The sequence below is a fragment of the Streptomyces deserti genome (assembly GCF_054782695.1).
In genome coordinates, this window is the sequence record NZ_BAAGRZ010000001.1 from 292,522 (window position 1) to 312,059 (window position 19,538).

A 19,538-nucleotide genomic window follows, 5' to 3' on the forward strand; every position below is an offset into this window, starting at 1 on the left:
CTGCGGTTCGTCACCATTCCAGAACCCAGGGCCGCCCGGTCCCCGCGAAGTGCCCCACGTTGACGCACTCCGTCGCCCCGATCCGCATGCGCCGCACCAGCGGCTGGTGCACGTGCCCGAACAGTGCATAGCGGGGCCGCGTGCGGCGGATCGCGTCCAGCAGCGCCTGGCTGCCCCGCTCGAAACGCCGCGCCACCGTGTCGTACACCAGCTCGGGCACCTCGGGCGGGATGTGGGTGCAGAGCACGTCCACCTCCCCCACGGCCTCGATCTTCGCCGCGTACTCCTCGTCGCTGATCTCGTACGGTGTGCGCATCGGTGTCCGCAGGCCGCCGCCGACGAAGCCGAACACCCAGCCGCCGATCTCCACGCGCTCCCCGTCGAGGACGGTCGTGCCGGGGCTGGCGTACTCCCGCCACAAGGGCGGCATGTCGACATTGCCGTAGGTGGCGTACGTCGGGGTCGGGAACGCGGCGAACATCTCGGCGTACTGCCTGCGCACGGCCTTCTCGATCACGGCGGACCGGTCCTGACCGATTCCGGCCCACAGCCGGGCGCCGAACTCGCGGGCCTCCGCGAAGCGGCGGGCGGTGCGCAGTTCGACGATGCGGTCGGCATTCTCGACGCCGAACAGGTCGGGGAAGATGCCGCGCGAGTGGTCGGCGTAGTCGAGGAAGAGGACGAGGTCGCCCAGGCAGATCAGCGCGTCGGCGCCCTCGCCGGCTCTGGCCAGGTCACGGGCGTTGCCGTGCACGTCGCTGACGACGTGTACGCGATGGGCGCGCGTCCTGCGGTTACCGGCCGATGTGGGTGCCATGACGATCAAGGGTAAGTGTGTGCGGCATACGTGAACAGTGCCGTCGGGCCCTGCGGTTACTGGCCAGTTTTCGAGGCCCTGGACTACTGTGCGCGAAGCAACACCCATCTGTGTGACGCAGCGAACATCTCGCCGGGAACCCCTGTCGAAGAAGCCATACCGGCGGGTAACGTCCGGGCAGTCCAGTCGTGCTCAGGTTTTCAACATGTGAATCGACATGTGAATCCCGGAGCACTTGCCCGAGCCTTGGACCGCATCGTCGCATCACACAACGTCGTGGCGCCGGCGCCCTATGAGGAGCAGCAGTCTTGCGCGAGTTCAGCCTTCCGGCTTTGTACGAGGTCCCTGCGGACGGGAATCTGACCGACATCGTCCGCAGAAACGCCGCGCAGCACCCGGACGTCGCCGTCATCGCCCGCAAGGCCGGCGGCACCTGGCAGGACGTGACGGCCACCGCCTTCCTCGCCGAGGTGCGGTCGGCCGCCAAGGGCCTGATCGCCGCCGGTGTCCAGCCCGGCGACCGGGTGGGCCTGATGAGCCGCACCCGCTACGAGTGGACCCTGCTGGACTTCGCGATCTGGAGCGCGGGCGCGGTCACCGTGCCGGTGTACGAGACCAGTTCGGCGGAGCAGGTGCAGTGGATCCTCGGCGACTCGGGCGCGACCGCCTGCCTCGTCGAGATGGACACGCACGCGGCCGCCGTCGAGTCGGTCCGCGACCGGCTGCCCGCCCTGAAGCACGTGTGGCAGATCGAGGCCGGTGCCGTCGAGGAGCTCGGGCGCCTCGGCCAGGACGTCACCGACGAGACGGTCGAGGAGCGCAGCAACATCGCCAAGGCCGACGACCCGGCGACGATCGTCTACACCTCGGGCACCACCGGCCGCCCCAAGGGCTGTGTGCTCACCCACCGCAGCTTCTTCGCCGAGTGCGGCAACATCGTGGAGCGGCTGCGCCCGCTGTTCCGCACCGGCGAGTGTTCCGTCCTGCTCTTCCTGCCGCTCGCGCACGTCTTCGGACGGCTGGTGCAGATCGCGCCGATGATGGCGCCGATCAAGCTGGGCTGCGTCCCGGACATCAAGAACCTCACCGACGAGCTGGCCACGTTCCGGCCCACGCTGATCCTCGGCGTGCCGCGCGTCTTCGAGAAGGTCTACAACTCGGCGCGCGCCAAGGCGCAGGCCGACGGCAAGGGCAAGATCTTCGACAAGGCGGCGGACACGGCCATCGCCTACAGCAAGGCACTGGACACCCCTTCGGGCCCGTCCCTCGGCCTGAAGATCAAGCACAAGGCGTTCGACAAGCTCGTCTACAGCAAGCTGCGCGCGGTGCTCGGCGGCCGCGGCGAGTACGCCATCTCCGGCGGCGCCCCGCTCGGCGAGCGCCTCGGTCACTTCTTCCGCGGCATCGGCTTCACGGTCCTGGAGGGCTACGGCCTGACCGAGTCCTGCGCGGCCACCGCGTTCAACCCCTGGGACCGGCAGAAGATCGGCACGGTCGGCCAGCCGCTGCCCGGCTCGGTGGTCCGCATAGCCGACGACGGCGAGGTGCTGCTGCACGGCGAGCACCTGTTCAAGGAGTACTGGAACAACCCCGGCGCGACCGAGGAGGCGCTGGCCGACGGCTGGTTCCACACCGGGGACATCGGCACCCTCGACGAGGACGGCTACCTCAGGATCACCGGCCGCAAGAAGGAGATCATCGTCACCGCGGGCGGCAAGAACGTCGCCCCGGCCGTGATCGAGGACCGGATCCGCGCGCACGCGCTGGTCGCGGAGTGCATGGTGGTCGGTGACGGGCGGCCGTTCGTGGGCGCGCTGGTCACCCTCGACGAGGAGTTCCTGGGACGCTGGTGCGCCGAGCACGGCAAGCCGGCGGGCTCCACCGCGGCGTCGCTGCGCGAGGACCCGGATCTGCTCGCGGCGATCCAGGCGGCGATCGACGACGGCAACGCCGCGGTGTCGAAGGCGGAGTCGGTGCGGAAGTTCCGCATTCTGTCCTCCCAGTTCACGGAGGAGTCCGGCCACCTCACGCCGTCGCTGAAGCTGAAGCGGAACGTGGTGGCGAAGGACTACGCGGACGAGATCGAGGCGATCTACGCGAAGTAGCGGCACCTTTCACGAAGGTCATGGCGCGGTGTCCTCGGCGAGGACCCGCGCCATCGTCCTTTCGGCGAGCGCCGTGACGGTCACGAAGGGGTTCACGCCGATCGACCCGGGCACGAGCCCCCCAGTCGTCGGGGAAGGCCCTGCTGGACGAGCCGAACAGGTCGTACCGGTAGATCGTCGAGTTGGCCGCGTTGATCCGGTCGAACGGTTTCCCGGCCATGGCGGCGGACACCGCGCTCTGGGCGGCGGTCCAGCCGAACCGCGTCACCTGCTCGGCGCGCCGGACCACCTCATCGCTGTCCCCACGCCGACCGTGCTCGCCCATGGCACCTCCCTGCCGGGAGCCCACCGGGCCGGTCACGTCCCGGTGCCACCGTTACAACAGGGACTTCAGCCGCTCCGCCAGCAGATCCCACCGCCACTTCTCCTCGACCCAGGCCCGCCCCCGCTCGCCCATCCGGCGGCGCAGTTCGGCGTCGCCGAGCAGCGTGACGATCCGGTCGGCGGCCTGCTCGGGAGAGCCGCCGCGCACGACCCAGCCGGTCTCCCCGTCGAGGACGGCGTCGGGTGCGCCGCCGGAGTCCCCGGCGACGACGGGCAGCCCGGTGGCGGAGGCCTCCAGGTAGACGATGCCGAGTCCCTCGACGTCGAGCCCGCCCCGGCGCGTCCGGCACGGCATGGCGAAGACGTCCCCGGCGCCGTAGTGGGCGGGCAGCTCGGACCAGGGCACGGAGCCCGTGAACCGTACGGAACCGGCGACCCCCGTCTCGTGGGCGAGCCGCCGCAGCTCCTTCTCGTACGGCCCGCCGCCGACGATCAGCAGCACGGCGTCCGGCTCGGCCGCCAGGATCCGGGGCATCGCCTGGATGAGCGTGTCCTGCCCCTTGCGCCGCACCAGCCGCGAGACGCACACGACCACCGGCCGGTCGGTGAGTCCCAGCCGGGCCCGGATCTCGTCGCCGCCCGACTCCGGGTGGAAGGTCTTCTCGTCGACTCCGGGCGGCAGCTGCACCATCCGCGCGGCGGCCTCGGGCGTCAGCGCGGCGGCGATCCGGGACCGCGTGTACTCGCCGAGGTAGGTGATGGTGTCCGTCGACTCCCCGATCCGGCGCAGGAGCCGGCGCGCGGCGGGCAGCTGGGCCCATCCGGCCTCGTGCCCGTGGGTGGTGGCCACGATCCGCTCGGCCCCGGCCTTCCGTAGCGCCGGTGCCATCAGCCCGAGTGGCGCCGCCGCCCCGAACCACACCGACGTGCACCCGTGCTCCCGCAGCAGCCCGACGGCCCGCCGGGTGGCCTGCGGGGTCGGCAGCAGCATGGTCGTACGGTCGCGTACGACGGTGAAGGGCTGCTCGGCGTCGAAGGCGGCACTCGCCTCGATCCCCTCCCGGGTCCGCTTCCACGTCGAGGCGTAGACGACCAGCCGGTCCGGGTCCAGCCGCAGCGCCATGTTGTGCAGGAACGCCTGGATGCCGCCCGGCCGGGGCGGGAAGTCGTTCGTCACGATCAGGGTCTTGTGCATCGCCGCCGACCCTACCGAAACCGCCGTGCCCACCCTGGGGCGGCGGCCCTTATGGCACGCACACGGTGGTCCGGGACATCATGGCCCCATCAAGACGGCACGCGGACGGGGCAGGGATCACGTGAAGACGACGGGCGCGAGGCGGTCCCTGAACTGGCTGCTGGTCACCTGGGGACTGACGAGACTGCTGCTCCTGCTGTTCGTCCTCAAGGTGTACGTCTTCCCCGGCCCGGACGTCACGAGCGACGTGTCCGTGATCTACCAGGGCTGGTACGACGTCCTGCGCACCGGAACGTTCCCGCTGGACGACGTCACCTGGCAGTACCCGCCGGCCGCGGCCCTGGCGATCCTCTCCCCCGGACTGCTGCCGTTCCTGGACTACGCGACGGCCTTCTTCGTCCTGGCCTGTCTCGCCGACCTGGCCGCCCTGGCCCTGCTGCTGTACGCGGGCCGCCGCCCGGAGCGGACCCTGCGGGGCGCCTGGGTGTGGGTGGCGGGCGTCCCGCTGCTCGGCCCGACCGTGTACGCGCGCTACGACGTGATGGTCACGGCGGTGGCGATCGCCGCGCTGCTGGCCGGTGCCCGGCACCCCCGGGCGATGGGGGCGCTGGCGGCCTTCGGGGCGATGCTGAAGGTGTGGCCGGCGCTGCTGCTCCTCGGCGTCCGGCGGCGCGGCTCCTGGGCGGCGGCCGCGGTGACCGGCGCCGGCCTGGCAGCCGTGTTCGCCGTGGCCATGCCGGGCGCGTTCGCGTTCCTGACCTTCCAGCGCGACCGGGGCACCGAGGTGGAGTCGCTGGGCGCGCTCGTCTTCCACGTGGCCCGGCACCACGGCTGGGACGGCGAGGTGCTGCTCAACTACGGCTCGGTGGAGTTCCTCGGCCCGTACGTGAACTGGGTGAGCACGGGCGCGCTGTTCCTGACCGGGGCGGCCTTCGGCTGGCTGCTGCTGTGGCGGCTGCTGGCCACCCGCTTCGAGGCGCACACGGTCGCCGACGCGGCGTTCGTGGCGGTGCTGATGTTCACGACCACGAGCCGGGTGATCAGCCCCCAGTACATGGTGTGGCTGGTCGGCCTGGCGGCGGTGTGTCTGGGCTTCCGTACCAGCCGGATGCGGCTGCCGGTCGCCCTGGTCCTCGCGGCGGCCTTCGTGACGGTGCTGGAGTTCCCGGTCTGGTTCGCGCACGTGGTGGCCAGCGACCCGCTCGGCATCGCGCTCCTGGTCGTGCGCAACGGCCTGCTGGTGGCCGCCACGGTCACCGCGGCCCGCGAACTGTGGCGCGCGACGGTACCGCCCAGGACCCGCCCGGCTCCCCTGCCCCCTCAGACGGCCCGCACCAGCGAGACGCCCGTCTCCTCCTGACGCGGGGCCCGCCGGAACAACACCCCCACCACCGCGCACTGCACCGCCATGGCCAGCGCCGGCGCGAGGCACACGCCGGGCAGGCCGAGCCCCGTCAGGCCGTACGCCAGCGCGAGCTGGACCACCGTGCCGAGCAGCGTCACGCGCAGCAGCAACGGGGCGGCCCCGCTCCCCTCGAAGACCCCGCCGAGCGCGATGCAGCAGGCCATCACCACGAGGTAGGGCCCGACGTAGCGCAGGAACAGCACGCCCTGGTGGGCGACGGCGGGCCCGGCACCGAAGGCGGCCATGAGCCACGGGGCCGCCACCGCCAGCAGAACCGCAGCTTCTTCTACCGGGAGGGCAGGCCCGTACGGGCGGAGGAGGCCGACGACTTGTTCCGGCAGGGCATGCTGCGGGTGGCGCGGGCGACGGGCGAAGCCGAGCGTGCCTGGCTGCGGGAGGCCATCTCCCTGCTGAGTCAGCCGAGTTGAGCCCGCAGAAAGTCCCGCCACTGCGCCGTGAACTCCTCGGGCGTCGTCCCGAGCACCTCGCTCAGCGCGTCCTCGACCGCCCCGGCCCGCTTCTCGTGCGCCCCGACGGCCCGGTAGAACTCGCGCAGCCGGGCCTCTCCCCAGCGCTCGGCGATCAGCCGGCAGGCCATCCAGCCGCCCTCGTAGGCCCGCGCGAGCCGGTTCCCGTCGCCGGAGAAGCCGAAGTCCTCGTCCTCCGGCAGCCGGTCCGGCACCCGCCCCTGGCTCACCGCACGGGCCAGCTCCGGCGCGGCCTGGGCCGGCGTACGCCCGCTGCCCCGGTAGCCGACCCAGTCAGCGTAGCCCTCGGAGAGCCACAGCGGGGTGGCGGGGCTGGTGTGGGCGCGGGTGGCGACGTGGGTGGCCTCGTGGGTGAGGACGACCTGCTTGCCGAGCGTGCCGAGCAGCCCGAACGCGTCCGGGTTGACGATGACCCGGTCCGCGGGCGCCCGCGCCGGGGCGCCGACCTCGCCGGTGGTGACCGCCGCGATCCCGCGGTAGGAGGAGGCGGGCGAGCCGAGCAGCCCCGCCATCCCCTCCAGCGACTTCGGTACGAGAACCACGACGCGCCGGGGCCAGTCCCTCCCCCATGCCGCCGACACCGCGGGCACGGCCCGGTCGGCCAGATCCGCGTACCCGTGCAGGGTGGCGTCGGACTGCCCGACGCCCAGGACGAGGCTGCGCTCGCCGCGTACGACCTCCACCTGGCCCTGGTCCCACAGTTGCTGGGCGGACTTCTCGGCGGGCCGGTCGGTGTCGACGTCCCAGTGCCCGTCCGCGCCCCGGCTCAGGGTGAGGGTCCGGCCGACGGTGACCGGGGCCCTGTCGTATCCCTCGACGCGGTAGCGCAGTTCGGCGTCGGCGGTGGCCCTGTCTCCGGTGCGGTGCAGGGCGGTCAGGCGGTAGGACCACTCCGCGAGCGGGACCGCGCTCAGGTTGTCGAACCAGCTGAGCGCGCCCGTCCCAGCGAAGGCGGCCCGGTCGCGGTCGAGGACCGCCTCCGCCCGCCGGTCCAGTGTCCGCCGCACGTCGGCGGTGGCCCCGTCGGCGGCGGACCGCCCGCCGCAGGCGACCAGGGAGACGAGCAGCAGACACAGCGCGACGACTCCGGATCCCGACGCCCGCCTTCGACCAGCCACGTTTCCGATCGTACGGGCGGGCCGGGCTCTTGGTCAGACTCTGGTGACCGACGAGACCGGCATCATCCCGACCGGGTCATAGCGCACCGGCGCACCCGGGTAGGGCGCGTGGATCACCTGGCCGTTGCCCATGTACATCCCGACATGGCTGGCGTCGGACCGGTAGATGACCAGGTCACCGGGCTGGGCCTCGGACAGCGGGACCTGCCGGCCGGCGTACCTCTGGGCCTGGGAGGTGCGCGGCAGCCAGACCCCGGCCTGCGCGTACGACCACTGCATCAGGCCCGAACAGTCGAAGCCGCTCGGGCCGTTGGCGCCCCAGACGTACGGCTTGCCGAGCGCGGAGCGGGCCGCGGCGATCGCGGCGGCCGCACGGCCGGAGGCCGGGGCGACGGCCCCGAGGCCGGGCAGGTCGGCGCGGCCGGAGCGGGTGGCGCGGTCGTAGGCGGCGCGCGCCTCGTCGGGCAGGGAGTTGAGCAGCTGCCGGGCCTGGGCGAGTTTGCGCTCGACGGTCTTCTTGTGGACGGCGACCGCCTTGCGGCTCTTCTCCAGTTCGCGCAGGGTGCGGGACGCCTCGGCGCGTTCCTGGGCGAGTTCGCGCATGGCCGCCTGAAGGTCGTTCAGCTCGCCGGCCTGGTGGGCGTTGATCCGGCCCAGGACGGAGGCCTTGTCGAGGTAGTCGTCCGGGTCGTCGGAGAACAGCAGCGCCAGGGAGGGGTCGATGCCGCCGGAGCGGTACTGGGCGCCGGCGAGGGAACCGAGCGAGTCCCGCATGGTGTTGATGCGCTCCTGCTGCCGGGCGATCCGGTCCTGAGCGGTGCCGACCCGCTCGCGCAGCGCGTCGGTGCGCTCGTCGGCCTTGTTGTAGGCCTCGGTCGCCTTCTCGGCCTCCTCGTGGAGACGGTCCACCTCGGCACGGGTGTCGTCGAGCGGCGCGGCCTGCGCCGGTACGGCGCCCAGGGCGGCGGCCGCGATGGACAGAAGGCCGACGACGGCACTGGCGCCCCGGTCGGACCCGGACGGTGCAAGGCGGCGATGAGACCCCACGGGAAGCCGCTCTCCTTCCGCTGGCGGACATGGAAACGCGGCAGACAGTAGCCCCGCCGTGGGGTGCCGACAACGACCGCCGTGGGCACACACGGTGACGCCCCGCCGCTGACGCAGGTCATCGGCGGGGCGTGCGGTCACTGTGCGGAGCGGGGATTCCCCCGGACGGCGGACACGGTGTCCTGATCTTGGAGACGCCGGGAGGGGGACGGCACTCCCTCGGGTCAGACGCGGACGCCCCACATGAACGGACCGCCGATGGTGTCCATCGACTCGTACCGCACGACCGTGCCGGTGCGCGGGGCGTGGATGATCTGCCCGTTGCCCGCGTACAGGCCCACGTGGTGCAGGTCGTTGAAGAAGAACACCAGGTCGCCGACCTTCAGGTCGCTGACCGAGTAGATCCTGGTGCCGATCTGGGACTGCGCCTCGGAGGTGCGCGGGATGGAGACGCCGGCCTGGGCGTACGCCCAGGAGGTCAGGCCCGAGCAGTCGAAGGAGGACGGGCCGGTGGCGCCGTAGACGTACGGCGAGCCGAGCTTGCTCTGGGCGGCGGCGTAGGCCGCGGCGGCCCGGCCGGAGCCCGGCGGGACCTTGCCGGCGGTGAGGGCGTCGCGCTCGCTGGCCCGGCTGGCGCGCTCCTGCTCGGCGGCGAGCTCCGCCTTCTCCTGGGCGGTGAGGCTGTTGAGCAGCTTCTGCGCGGCGGCGAGCTTGCCCTGGACTTCCTTCTTCTTCTTGCCGAGCTCGGCCCGGGTGGAGGCGAGGTCCTTGAGCTTCTCGGAGGCCTCGGCGCGCTCCTGGGCGAGCTCGCGCTGCTTCTCCTGGACCTTCTTCAGCGCCTCGACCTGCTGGCTGCTGAGCTGGTCGAGGGTGGACGCCTTGTCGAGGTAGTCGTCCGGGTCCGAGGAGAGGAACAGCTGGACGGACGGGTCGATGGTGCCGGTCCGGTACTGGGACGCGGCCGCCAGACCGAGGCTGTCGCGCAACTCGTTGAGGTCCTGCTGGCCACGGGCGACGTTGTCCTGGATGGTGGAGATCTCCTTCTGGAGCTTCTCCTGCTTCTCCTTGGCCCCGTTGTACTTCTCGGTGGCCTGCTCCGCCTCTTCGTAGAGCTTGTCGACCTTGGCCTTGACCTCGTCCTTGCTCGGCTTCTCGCTCGGTGCGGCGTTGGCGGCCTGCGAGCCAAGGGCGACAGCAGCGGCGGCAGCGGTGGTCAGCACGGTCACACGTGCGCGGCTCGGCTGCTTGGGACGACGGTGGGACGCCACGGAGGCGAGCTCCTTCTTCCTCCAGCCGCCTACCGACACACCGGTGGGCGGTGCCCTCCGCCGTCACTCACCCCTTGCGAGCGAACACCCGAGCGGAGGTTCGGAGGCAGACCCTAGTGACCCGTCTGTGATCAGATCAAATCCTCAGCTGCAAAATCCCCCTCACCGAGCTCATTATTTACACATGACTCACCTGACGTGATAGACATTTGACGCTCCGTTGCCCCGGAAGCGAGTCAATTCGGGCAATCCGCCGGTACGTTGCGGACGGGGACGTACACCGCCCATGGGGCGCAGGGGCCGACGTGGCTAGGCCCTGGAGAACCGCTTCAGGAGTACCGCCGACGCGACCGGGCGGGCGCCGGCGCGGGCCACGCCGTCGGCGACCTCGCGGTCGGTGGAGGCGACGATGACCGGTCGGCCGGGCGGTTCGGCGCGCACCAGCTGGCGGATCAACTCGTCGGCGGTGACGCCCGGTTTGGAGAACAGCACCCGCACCCCGCGCGGCGGCGCCAGCAGCACCGGCGCGGCCAGCTCTGCCCCGTCGAAGACGCACGTCACCTCGGCGCCGGACTGCGCGGCGAGCTGCGCGAGCTGGCCGAGCAGCCTCAGGCGCTGCTTCTCCAGCGGCATCTGCGGATAGCCGGTCTTGGTGACGTTGTAGCCGTCGACGACGAGATGGGCCTGCGGCAGCGCGAGCAACTGGTCGAGGATGGCCGGGTCGTCCTCGGACAGGGCGCGGGCGGCGATGTCCTTCGGGGTCATCCGGCCCGGCTCGACGGCGTCCACGGTCTCGGCCGGCCGCATCGACACCGGCGGCAGCGCGAGCTCGCGGCGCAGCCCCTGGGCCGCGTCCAGCACGGTGTCCAACAGCAGCCGCACCCGCATGTCCTCGACGCTGCGTCCCTCGCGGGCGGCCCGGCGCGCGGCCTCCAGGGCCGCCTCGGTCTCGCCGAGCCGCGCCTTGAGCCGCCGGGTCTCGCTCTCGGCCGCCGACACCTGGGCCTGCCCCTCGGCGCGGACGGCCTCCATCTCGCCCTGGACCTTGCGCAGCGCGGCCTCGCCGCGCTTGACGTCACTGAGGGCGGCGCGCAGTTTGCGGTGCAGGGATTCCGCTTCCCTCTTGGCCGATTCCAGCTCCCCGCGCAGCCGCTCGGTCTCGGCCTTGGTGTGCTCCCGGGCCCGGGCGAGCTCGGCCCGCAGCCGCTCCAGCTCCGCCCGGGTCTCCTCGTCGGCGCGCTCGGCGTCCGCGCGCAGGGCCTCCTCGCCGGCGGCGGTCACCAGCTTCACCCAGCCGACCGGCCGCAGAACATAGGCCGCGGCCGCCACGTCGAGCGGGTCCGCGGCCGGAGGCGGGGAGCCGGAGTCCAGGGCGCCGGCCAGTTCCGGCTGGGCCTCTCTGAGCTTCTCCCCGATGCGCTGCCGGAACAGCGGGTCGGTCTCCAGCGCCGCGGCCATGGCGTTGCCGGCGAACTTGGCCCGGCGGTTCGGGGCGAACCGGGCGTACTGCCTCAGCTGCGTGGGCAGCTCGGTGACGGTCAGCGAGCCGAAGCCGTCCGAGACGATCTGGACGACCCTGCGGCGCACACCGTCGGGCAGCGGACGGTCGAGCACCTCAGCGGCGCCGTCGCCCGGCCCCCCGCCTTGTGTCTCCACCATCCCTCACACCCCAATGCCTGTGCGGGGCCGGCCCCCCTCAGGAGCCGGCACCCGGCCTGTCCACGAGTTCCACCTGGTCCACGGCGTTGCACCAGCGGCAGCGCACCGACTCGATGGTCTCACTGAGCACCTCGCGCTCCTCGACCTTCGGCTCACCGGCCAGGTCGAGGTGGACGTACTCGACGACCTTCGACGAGCGGGTCACGTCGAAGCGTGTGAGGTTGCCGCAGAGGGTGCAGCGCCACCGCGTCGTGGCGGTCGGCAGGGGAACCGTCATCGTGACTGTTCGCTTTCCTTCTAGTGTCCGTGACGCATCGGTCTCCCCGGTGCGTATGGCTCGTAACCCTACGGCCTGGCGGGTCCTCGTCGCCCGCCCGTCCACGGCGGCGAGGCGATCTGTCGGCTTGCGTCCCGGTACGTCATGCTCTGTGTTCATGATCAGCAAGTGGAGCGCGGTGTTTTCCAGAGCCCGGCTCGCCTCCGGCAGGGCGGGCAGACCGGCCAGGGGGCCGTCGGCGCCGGTGACGTACGGACTGATCGCCCTGTGCTGCCTGCTCTTCGTGCTCTCCCCGGCCGCGGGGCTGAATCCGGCGTACGGCACCGGCGACGAGCTGCTCATCGCGCAGCGCGCCTATTTCCGGCGCTGGGGCGTGATCCCCGCAGAACTGTTCGAGGGGTCCCCGGCCGCCGTCCTCACCCCGGCCACGGCGCTCTTCGTCCACGGCAGCTGGGTGCACCTGCTCGGCAACATGCTCTTCCTCTACGTCTTCGGGGCGATGACCGAGGAAGGGATGGGCCGTGTGCGGTTCACCCTGTTCTACGTCGGCTGCGGCTACCTGGCGCTGCTGGGCTACGCCGCCGCCAACGCGGACTCCGAGCAGTCCCTGGTCGGTGCCTCCGGGGCGATCTCGGCGGTCCTCGGCGCGTTCCTGTACCTGTTCCCCCGGGCGCGCGTGACCAGTCTCCTGCCCTTCCTGTTCTTCCTGCCGGTGCGCTTCCCGGCGTGGATCGTGCTGCCGTTCTGGGCGGCCCTGCAGTGGCTGGCCGCCGGGCGGGAGTCCCAGGGGCCGGAGGTGGCGTACCTGGCCCACCTGGTGGGCTTCGGCCTGGGCTTCGGCTACGCCTGGGTCCGGTTCGGCCGTACGACTAGAGTGAGGCCCGCACCGGCTCCGGCGTCCGAGGGAGAGAACCAACCGTGATCACCGCGATCGTCCTCATCAAGACCAGCGTGGACCGGATCCCCGAGATCGCGGAGCAGATCGCTTCGCTGGAGAACATCAGCGAGGTCTTCTCCGTCACCGGGACGTACGACCTGATCGCCATGGTGCGGGTGAAGCAGCACGAGGATCTGGCGGAGGTCATTCCCGGACGGATCAGCAAGATCCCGGGCGTGGAGGCCACGGACACGCACGTGGCGTTCCGTACGTACTCGCAGCACGACCTGGAGGCGGCGTTCTCCATCGGGCTGGACAACTGAGGGCCGGGCTGGAGAACGACTGAGGGTCGGACCGGAGAACTGAGCGTCCGGCCCCCGGCCCGGAGATGAAGAGTTCTTCATCCGGGCCTCATCCTTCTCGTCGGGTACCGGCCGCAGGATCGGGCACATGGCTTTCTCCCGTCGAATGGCGGCCCTGTCCGCCGTCGTGCTGATCCCGCTGGGTATCGCCGCGACCAGCTTCGCCCTCGCCGACAGCCCCCAGTCGCCGAAGGTGCCCTCCCAGCGGGTGGAGCTGGACAGCGGCTCCCCCACGCCCACCCGCACCCCCGCATCCACGCCCGCGCCCGACCGGTCCGGGACGGCTCCGGGCGACGAGGTCGTGTCGCGGCCTCCGGTGACCGACAGCCCCACGAGTGGTGACGATGACGACGACCGCGGCCAGGGCGCCGGAGACGACGGACCCGGTGACGACGACGGACCCGGCACCGACAACTGACCCGGGCCGCCGGCGGATCACCGCCCGGGTCCGCATCCTGCTGTGGTTGCTCCTCCTCATGGCGGTCGCGCTCCTGCAGGTGGGCACGACCACCCGCTCGTTCCTGATGCGGGACGTCGACAACCGGATCAACCGCCTGCTCACTCAGGAGACCGGCGAGTTCGCCAACTTCGAGCAGGAGGGCGCTGATCCGGAGACGGATCGCCCGTTCACCGACGCCAGACAGCTGCTGACGGGCTTCCTGGCACGGCAGTACCCCGACCCGGACGAGGAGCTGATCGGTCTGCTGAGCGGGCCGCGCGGCGACCTGACGCACATCAGGCAGCAGCACGACATCCCCGTCACGCTGCCCCTGTACCAGGACGGCGACGCCCTCCGCCGCATCTTCGACTCGTCCGACTCCACCGGCGTGCTGCGCCGTCCGGAGGGCGAGATCCGCTGGGCGAAGGTCACCATCGCGCGGGAGGGCAGCGCGCCGGACGCCGCGTTCGTCGTGGCCATCCACCCGGAGCGCGAGCAGGCGCGCGTGAACAAGGTGTTCCGCACGCTGCTCATCATCTCCGGGGTCGCCCTGCTGCTCACCACCGGTATCGCCTGGGCGGTCGCCGGACGCATCCTCAAACCGGTGCGGGTGGTGCGTATGGCGGCGGCGGAGCTGACCGAGCAGGACCTCACCCGCCGGATCCCGGTGCACGGCAACGACGACATCGCCGCTCTCGCCGAGACGTTCAACGCCATGCTCGACCGGCTGGAGGGCGCGTTCGCCGCGCAGCGGGAGTTCGTCGACGACGCCGGCCACGAGCTGCGCACGCCGATCACCATCGTGCGCGGCCACCTGGAGGTCATGGGCGACGACCCGGCCGACCGCGAGGAGACCATCCGTCTGGTCACCGACGAACTGGACCGGATGAGCCGCATCGTCGAGGACCTGCTGCTGCTCGCCAAGGCCGAACGCCCCGACTTCGTCGTCCCCGAGCCGGTCCAGCTCGCCGAACTCACCGCCGACGTCTTCGTCAAGGCCCGCACCCTGGGCGAACGGGACTGGCAACTCGCCGAAGTCGCCGACCTGGAGGCCGAGGCGGACCCCCAGCGGATCACCCAGGCGATGGTGCAGCTCGCGCAGAACGCGGTGCAGCACACCACGCCCGGCCAGAGCATCCGGATCGGCTCCCGCGCCGACGGCCCCCGCATCGAGCTGTACGTCGCCGACTCGGGGCCCGGTGTCCAGCCGCAGGACGCCGAGATCATCTTCGAACGCTTCCGGCGCGGCACGGCCCGGCGCGGCACCCGCGGCTCCGGCGCCGGGCTCGGCCTGTCCATCGTCAAAGCCATCGCGGAAGGGCACCGGGGGCGGGTACGGCTGTCCGACACCCCCGGCGGCGGCGCCACCTTCGCCCTCGTCCTCAACGCACCCCGAGCAGTGGAAGGGAATGCCCCGTGAACCGCATCCTCATCGTCGAGGACGAGGAGCGCATCGCCTCCTTCGTCGAGAAGGGACTGCGTGCCAACGGCTTCACCACGACCGTCGTCACCGACGGCGACACCGGCTACGAGTACGCCCTGACCGGCGGGTTCGACCTCGTCGTCCTGGACATCAACCTGCCCGGCCGCGACGGCTTCACCATCCTGCGCGAACTGCGCGAGGCCCGAGTGACGACCCCGGTGATCGTGCTCACCGCACGGGACTCCGTACGGGACACGGTGGCGGGCCTGGAGGGCGGCGCCGACGACTGGATGACGAAGCCGTTCCGCTTCGAGGAACTGCTCGCCCGGGTACGCCTCAGACTGCGTACGGCGGCCCGCGCGCCGGAGGTGACGGTGCTCAAGTCCGGTTCCCTGAGCCTGGACCTGCGCACCCGCCGTGCCCGCGCCGACGACCGGACCGTCGACCTGACGGCCCGTGAGTTCGTGCTGCTGGAGCTGTTCCTGCGGCATCCGGGGCAGGTGCTGTCCCGGGAGCAGATCCTGTCCCACGTGTGGGGCTACGACTTCGACCCCGGCTCCAACATCGTGGACGTGTACGTCCGCACGCTGCGCAGGAAGCTGGGCGCGGAGCGGGTGGAGACGGTACGGGGGATGGGGTACCGGCTGCCCACCGGGTGAAGGCCCGGGTGAAGTTCCTTTCATCTTCGGCTCATCGACGGCTCACGGCCCGGGTGAACTCTCGATGACGTGACATCGAACCTCCGAGCCACCACAGCCCTGGGCGTGGCGCTGGCCCTGTGCGCGCTGCTCGCGGTGCCCGGCAACGTCCCCGGCCTCAGCGCCGACGCCCGCTTCACCCTCGCCGTGTTCGCCCTGGCGACCTGCGCCTGGATCGGCACGTCGATCGACGACACGTACATCGCGCTGGGCGCCGCACTGGCGCTCACGGTGACCGGCGTGATCAGCGACAACACGCTCTTCGGCACCCTCGGCGACTCCACGGTGTGGCTGCTGATCTGCGCGTTCGTCCTGGCGGCCGCCGTGGCCCGGACCGGTCTCGCGGGGCGGGCGGCGGTGTTCCTGGTCAGCGGGGCCCGCACCGTCCGGCAACTGGTCCACCTGACGACGGCGGCCCTGGTCGTCACGGCGTTCGCGGTGCCCGCCACCTCCGGCCGGGCCGCGCTCGCCCTGCCGGTGTTCCTCGCCCTCGCCAAGGTCCTCGCCGACCGGAAGCGACTGGTGGTGATGCTGGCGCTGCTGTTCCCGACCGTGATCCTGCTGTCGGCGGTGGCGACCCTGATCGGCGCGGGTGCGCATCTGATCACCGTGTCGGTGCTGTGGGAGGCGACCGGGGAGCACATCGGCTTCACGGAGTGGCTGCTGGTGGGCCTGCCGCTGGCGGTGGTCTCCTCCCACCTGGCCGCCGAGCTGGTCCTGCTCACGATGACCCGAGCGGTGGACCGCCGCGGCCCGGTGCGCATCACGCCCGAGCAGATCCAGCAGCACAGCGAGCGAGCGGTCACCGGCCCCTGGACGCAGGCCGAGAAGCGCTGCGCCCTGCTGCTCGCCACGGTCGTGCTGCTGTGGTGCAGCGAGCCGCTGCACCGGCTGCCGCCCGCGATCGTCGCGTTGACCGGCGCGGTCGTGGCCTCCTCGCCCGCCCTCGGCACCGTCCGCCTGAAGGACGCGCTGAAGACCGTGCCGTGGCCCCTGCTGCTGTTCATGGCGGCGACGATGGCGATGGGTGTCGCGCTCGCCGAGTCGGGAGCGGCGAAGTGGCTGGTCTCCGGGCTGCCGACGGGCGAACCGCCGGTGGTGTTCCTGGCGATCGTGATCGCGGTCAGTACGGCCGCCCACCTGGTCCTGCAGTCCCGCTCCGCCCGCTCGTCGGTCCTGGTCCCGCTGGTGGTGGCCGCCTCCGTCGGCGTCGGGGTCAACCCGGCCGCGGCCGCGCTCGCCTCCACCGCCGCCGCGGGCTTCTGCCACACGCTGCCCGCCTCCGCCAAGCCGGTCACGCTCTTCTCGCAGATCCCCGGCACCCCCACCTACACCCCGCGCGACCTGCTGCGGCTGTCCGCCGTCCTGGCTCCGCTGACCGCCGGTCTCGTCCTGCTCTTCGCCGTCGCGGTGTGGCCGCTGCTCGGCGTTCCCCTCACCCGTTAAGGAGCCTCCATGCTGACCCGTGTCGTCGTAGCCCCCAGCGGCTTCAAGGAGTCCCTGTCCGCGGAGGCGGCGGCCCACGCCATCGCGGCGGGCGTACGCCGTGTCCTGCCCGACGCCGAGATCGACCTCGTCCCCTTGGTGGACGGCGGCGAGGGCACGGCCCTCGCCCTGGCCGCCGCGACCGGTGGCCGGCTCGTCACCCAGCCCGCCACCGGCCCGGTCGGGGAGACCGTCGGCACCCACTTCGCCCTGCTGGGCAGGGGGGACACGGCGGTGGTGGAGATGGCGGCGGTCGCGGGCCTGTCCCTGGTCCCGCGCGACCTGCGCGACCCGGGCGCCACCACCACGTACGGCGTCGGGGAACTGATCCTGACCGCGCTGGACATGGGCGTACGGCGGATCCTGGTGGGCTGCGGCGACTCGGGCACCTCCGACGGCGGCGCGGGCGCGCTGCAGGCGCTGGGGGCCCGGCTGCTGGACGAGGACGGTCACGAACTGCCCTACGGGGGACGGGAGTTGCCCCGCCTGCACCGCATCGACCCTTCGGGCCTCGATCCCCGCCTGAAGGACGTGGAGCTGCTCGTCGCCTGCAACCCGTACAACGTGCTGTGCGGCGAGCGGGGCGTCGCCCGGGTCTTCGGCCCGCAGAAGGGCGCGACCCCCGAGCAGGTCGAGGAGCTGTCGGCGGCCCTGGAGAACTGGGCCTTCGTCCTCACCCGCGACGTCGCCGTCCCGGACACCGACCTGCGGGGCGGCCCCGGGACCGGAGCCTCCGGCGGCCTGGGCGCCGGCCTCGCCGCCCTGGGCGCCCGGCTCCTGCCCCGCTTCGACGTGCTGCTGGACCACCTCGACCTGGACGCCCGCCTGGCCCGCGCCGACCTGGTCGTCACCGCCGAGGGCGCCCTGGACCACCAGACGCCGCGCGGCAAGGTCCCCGCCGAGGTGGCCCGCCGCGCCAAGCTGTACGGACGCCCGGTGCTGGCCCTGGCGGGCACCCTCGGCGAGGGCGCCCACGAGGTGCCGGGCGTGGACGCCTGTCACGGCATCCTGCCTGCCCCTATGGCCCTGGCCGAGGCGCTGGTCCGCGCGAGCGAACTGCTCACGGACGCCACCGAACGCGCCCTGCGGATGATCGTCCTGGGGGCCCGGCTACCGGTGGTTCCCGGTGAGGTGCCCGCGACGGGGACGGCGGGTCAGGCGGAGACGCCCGTGCCGACGGCCGAGGCGGACGTGTCCGGCACGCACCGCCCGTCCTCCGTGCGGTAGCTCCACTTCGCCCCGTCCCGCACGAGCTCCCGCACGGCGCTGACGAACCGGTCGACGTGCTCGTCGGGGGTCCCCGCGCCGAAGCTGACCCGGATCGCGTTGAGGGACTTCTCGCCGGGCGCCGCCTCGGGGGCACCGCATTCGCCCTGCGTCTGCGGGTCGCTCCCGAGCAGCGTGCGCACCAGCGGGTGGGCGCAGAACAGTCCGTCGCGCACCCCGATGCCGTACTCGGCGGAGAGCGCGGCGGCGAAGTGGGAGCTGTTCCAGCCGTCGACGACGAAGGAGATGACACCGACGCGCGGGGAGTCGTCCCCGAAGAGGGACAGGACCCGGACCGCCGGCACGTCGGCGAGCCCCTCCCTGACCTTCCGGATCAGGTACTGCTCACGGGCGGCCAGCGCCTCGAACCCGGCCTCGGTGAGCGCCTTGCAGGCGGAGGCGATGGCGTAGGCGCCGATGACGTTGGGCGATCCGGCCTCGTGCCGCGCGGCCGTCTCGTGCCACTCCACGTCCACTCCTCCGTCCGTACGCCGGGTCACCTTGCGGCTGGCGCCGCCGCCCGCGAGGTACGGCTCGGCCTCGCGCAGCCAGTCGGCGCGGCCGGCCAGCACGCCGGAGCCGAACGGGGCGTACAGCTTGTGCCCGGAGAAGGCGACCCAGTCGACGTCCAGGTCCCGGACGCTCACCGGGTGGTGCGGGGCGAGCTGGGCGGCGTCGAGCACGATCCGGGCGCCGTGCGCGTGGGCGGCCGCCGCGAGCTCCCGTACGGGCCACAGCTCGCCGGTGACGTTGGAGGCGCCGGTGACACAGACCAGGGCCGGGCCGTAGGGGTCGCGGTCGGCGAGCGCGCGCTCCAGGGCCGCGACGGCCTGCCGCGGGGTGCGCGGCGCGTCGAGGCAGGTGACCTGCGCGTTCTTCCAGGGCAGCAGGGAGGCGTGGTGCTCGGTCTCGAAGACGAAGACCTGGCAGTCGGCGGGGAGCGAGCGGGCCAGGAGATTGAGCGAGTCGGTCGTCGAGCGGGTGAAGACCACCTGGTCCGTCTCCCGGCAGTCGAGGAACTCCGCGACCGTTGTGCGGGCGTTCTCGAACAGGTCGGTGGACAGCTGGGACAGATACCCGGCGCCGCGGTGCACGCTGCCGTAGTACGGCGCGTACGCCGCCACGTCGTCCCACACCCGCTGCAGCGCCGGAGCGCTGGCGGCGTAGTCGAGCGCGGCGTAGGTGACCTCGCCACCGGTGACGAGCGGGACGGTGACATCCCGCCCCAGAACGGGCAGCGGGGCACAAACGGACTGGTTGACGGCAGCGGTGGAGACGGACATGG

General features: G+C 72.2%; 17 protein-coding genes and 3 pseudogenes. 10 read left to right on the forward strand and 10 right to left on the reverse strand.

The window, feature by feature from the left end:
• Positions 1 to 10: 10 nt before the first annotated feature.
• On the reverse strand, positions 11 to 817 hold the full coding sequence (locus tag ACYVMZ_RS01355) for a metallophosphoesterase family protein (protein WP_461074518.1): 807 nt from the start codon (positions 815 to 817) through the stop codon (positions 11 to 13).
• 308 nt (positions 818 to 1,125) lie between these two features.
• Here ACYVMZ_RS01355 and ACYVMZ_RS01360 point away from each other — a divergent pair, with 308 nt between their 5' ends.
• Positions 1,126 to 2,922: an AMP-dependent synthetase/ligase gene (locus ACYVMZ_RS01360; RefSeq protein ID WP_461074520.1), complete on the forward strand. Its 1,797-nt coding sequence runs from the start codon at positions 1,126 to 1,128 to the stop codon at positions 2,920 to 2,922.
• A gap of 18 nt (positions 2,923 to 2,940) precedes the next feature.
• Here the strand turns inward: ACYVMZ_RS01360 and ACYVMZ_RS01365 are convergent.
• Both ACYVMZ_RS01365 and ACYVMZ_RS01370 read right to left on the reverse strand, forming a co-directional pair.
• A pseudogene (locus ACYVMZ_RS01365) lies at positions 2,941 to 3,199 on the reverse strand (GMC family oxidoreductase); the annotation flags it as partial.
• Between the two features lie 99 nt (positions 3,200 to 3,298).
• A complete protein-coding gene (locus tag ACYVMZ_RS01370) occupies positions 3,299 to 4,441 on the reverse strand; it encodes a glycosyltransferase family 4 protein (protein WP_461074522.1) in 1,143 nt (380 codons plus the stop codon).
• Positions 4,442 to 4,562: 121 nt separating this feature from the next.
• On the opposite strand from ACYVMZ_RS01370, the gene ACYVMZ_RS01375 reads away from it, so the two are divergent.
• Entirely contained in the window at positions 4,563 to 5,801 is a 1,239-nt protein-coding gene (locus tag ACYVMZ_RS01375; RefSeq protein ID WP_461074524.1) for a glycosyltransferase 87 family protein, read from the forward strand.
• Here the strand turns inward: ACYVMZ_RS01375 and ACYVMZ_RS01380 are convergent.
• Positions 5,762 to 6,127, reverse strand: a pseudogene (locus ACYVMZ_RS01380) (MATE family efflux transporter); the annotation flags it as partial. The gene ACYVMZ_RS01375 and the pseudogene ACYVMZ_RS01380 sit on opposite strands and share 40 nt — an antisense overlap.
• On the opposite strand from ACYVMZ_RS01380, the pseudogene ACYVMZ_RS01385 reads away from it, so the two are divergent.
• A pseudogene (locus ACYVMZ_RS01385) lies at positions 6,125 to 6,274 on the forward strand (PadR family transcriptional regulator); the annotation flags it as partial. The pseudogenes ACYVMZ_RS01380 and ACYVMZ_RS01385 sit on opposite strands and share 3 nt — an antisense overlap.
• Here ACYVMZ_RS01385 and ACYVMZ_RS01390 read toward each other — a convergent pair.
• The 5 genes from ACYVMZ_RS01390 to ACYVMZ_RS01410 form a co-directional block, all read right to left on the reverse strand.
• Positions 6,262 to 7,452, reverse strand: coding sequence for a hypothetical protein (locus ACYVMZ_RS01390; protein ID WP_461074526.1), 1,191 nt, complete (start codon positions 7,450 to 7,452; stop codon positions 6,262 to 6,264). The pseudogene ACYVMZ_RS01385 and the gene ACYVMZ_RS01390 sit on opposite strands and share 13 nt — an antisense overlap.
• Positions 7,453 to 7,485: 33 nt before the next feature.
• The gene (locus ACYVMZ_RS01395) at positions 7,486 to 8,499 is read right to left on the reverse strand and encodes a C40 family peptidase (protein ID WP_461074528.1); all 1,014 of its coding nucleotides are present in this window, start codon (positions 8,497 to 8,499) and stop codon (positions 7,486 to 7,488) included.
• A 224-nt stretch (positions 8,500 to 8,723) separates the two neighbouring features.
• The gene (locus tag ACYVMZ_RS01400; protein ID WP_461074530.1) at positions 8,724 to 9,767 is read right to left on the reverse strand and encodes a C40 family peptidase; all 1,044 of its coding nucleotides are present in this window, start codon (positions 9,765 to 9,767) and stop codon (positions 8,724 to 8,726) included.
• A gap of 309 nt (positions 9,768 to 10,076) precedes the next feature.
• A complete protein-coding gene (locus tag ACYVMZ_RS01405; RefSeq protein ID WP_461074532.1) occupies positions 10,077 to 11,426 on the reverse strand; it encodes an NYN domain-containing protein in 1,350 nt (449 codons plus the stop codon).
• 37 nt (positions 11,427 to 11,463) lie between these two features.
• Positions 11,464 to 11,703, reverse strand: coding sequence for a hypothetical protein (locus tag ACYVMZ_RS01410; RefSeq protein WP_167994558.1), 240 nt, complete (start codon positions 11,701 to 11,703; stop codon positions 11,464 to 11,466).
• 157 nt (positions 11,704 to 11,860) lie between these two features.
• On the opposite strand from ACYVMZ_RS01410, the gene ACYVMZ_RS01415 reads away from it, so the two are divergent.
• The 7 genes from ACYVMZ_RS01415 (at position 11,861) to ACYVMZ_RS01445 (ending at position 18,214) form a co-directional block, all read left to right on the forward strand.
• A complete protein-coding gene (locus ACYVMZ_RS01415) occupies positions 11,861 to 12,625 on the forward strand; it encodes a rhomboid family intramembrane serine protease (protein ID WP_461074534.1) in 765 nt (254 codons plus the stop codon).
• The gene (locus tag ACYVMZ_RS01420) at positions 12,622 to 12,903 is read left to right on the forward strand and encodes an Lrp/AsnC family transcriptional regulator (protein ID WP_461074536.1); all 282 of its coding nucleotides are present in this window, start codon (positions 12,622 to 12,624) and stop codon (positions 12,901 to 12,903) included. The genes ACYVMZ_RS01415 and ACYVMZ_RS01420 overlap by 4 nt, the downstream gene beginning before the upstream one ends.
• A gap of 127 nt (positions 12,904 to 13,030) precedes the next feature.
• Entirely contained in the window at positions 13,031 to 13,360 is a 330-nt protein-coding gene (locus tag ACYVMZ_RS01425; protein ID WP_461074538.1) for a small secreted hydrophilic protein, read from the forward strand.
• A complete protein-coding gene (locus ACYVMZ_RS01430; RefSeq protein ID WP_461074540.1) occupies positions 13,287 to 14,801 on the forward strand; it encodes a sensor histidine kinase in 1,515 nt (504 codons plus the stop codon). Before ACYVMZ_RS01425 ends, ACYVMZ_RS01430 begins: the two co-directional genes overlap by 74 nt.
• Positions 14,798 to 15,463 (forward strand): response regulator transcription factor, encoded by a 666-nt coding sequence (locus ACYVMZ_RS01435; RefSeq protein ID WP_461074542.1) that lies wholly within the window; start codon positions 14,798 to 14,800, stop codon positions 15,461 to 15,463. Before ACYVMZ_RS01430 ends, ACYVMZ_RS01435 begins: the two co-directional genes overlap by 4 nt.
• A gap of 69 nt (positions 15,464 to 15,532) precedes the next feature.
• A complete protein-coding gene (locus ACYVMZ_RS01440; RefSeq protein ID WP_461074544.1) occupies positions 15,533 to 16,948 on the forward strand; it encodes an SLC13 family permease in 1,416 nt (471 codons plus the stop codon).
• Positions 16,949 to 16,957: 9 nt separating this feature from the next.
• Entirely contained in the window at positions 16,958 to 18,214 is a 1,257-nt protein-coding gene (locus ACYVMZ_RS01445) for a glycerate kinase (RefSeq protein WP_461074546.1), read from the forward strand.
• On the opposite strand, the gene ACYVMZ_RS01450 is transcribed toward ACYVMZ_RS01445, so the two are convergent.
• Positions 18,142 to 19,536, reverse strand: a complete 1,395-nt coding sequence (locus tag ACYVMZ_RS01450) for an aminotransferase class V-fold PLP-dependent enzyme (protein WP_461074548.1) — start codon at positions 19,534 to 19,536, stop codon at positions 18,142 to 18,144. The two genes, ACYVMZ_RS01445 and ACYVMZ_RS01450, sit on opposite strands and share 73 nt — an antisense overlap.
• Between the last annotated feature and the right edge of the window lie 2 nt (positions 19,537 to 19,538).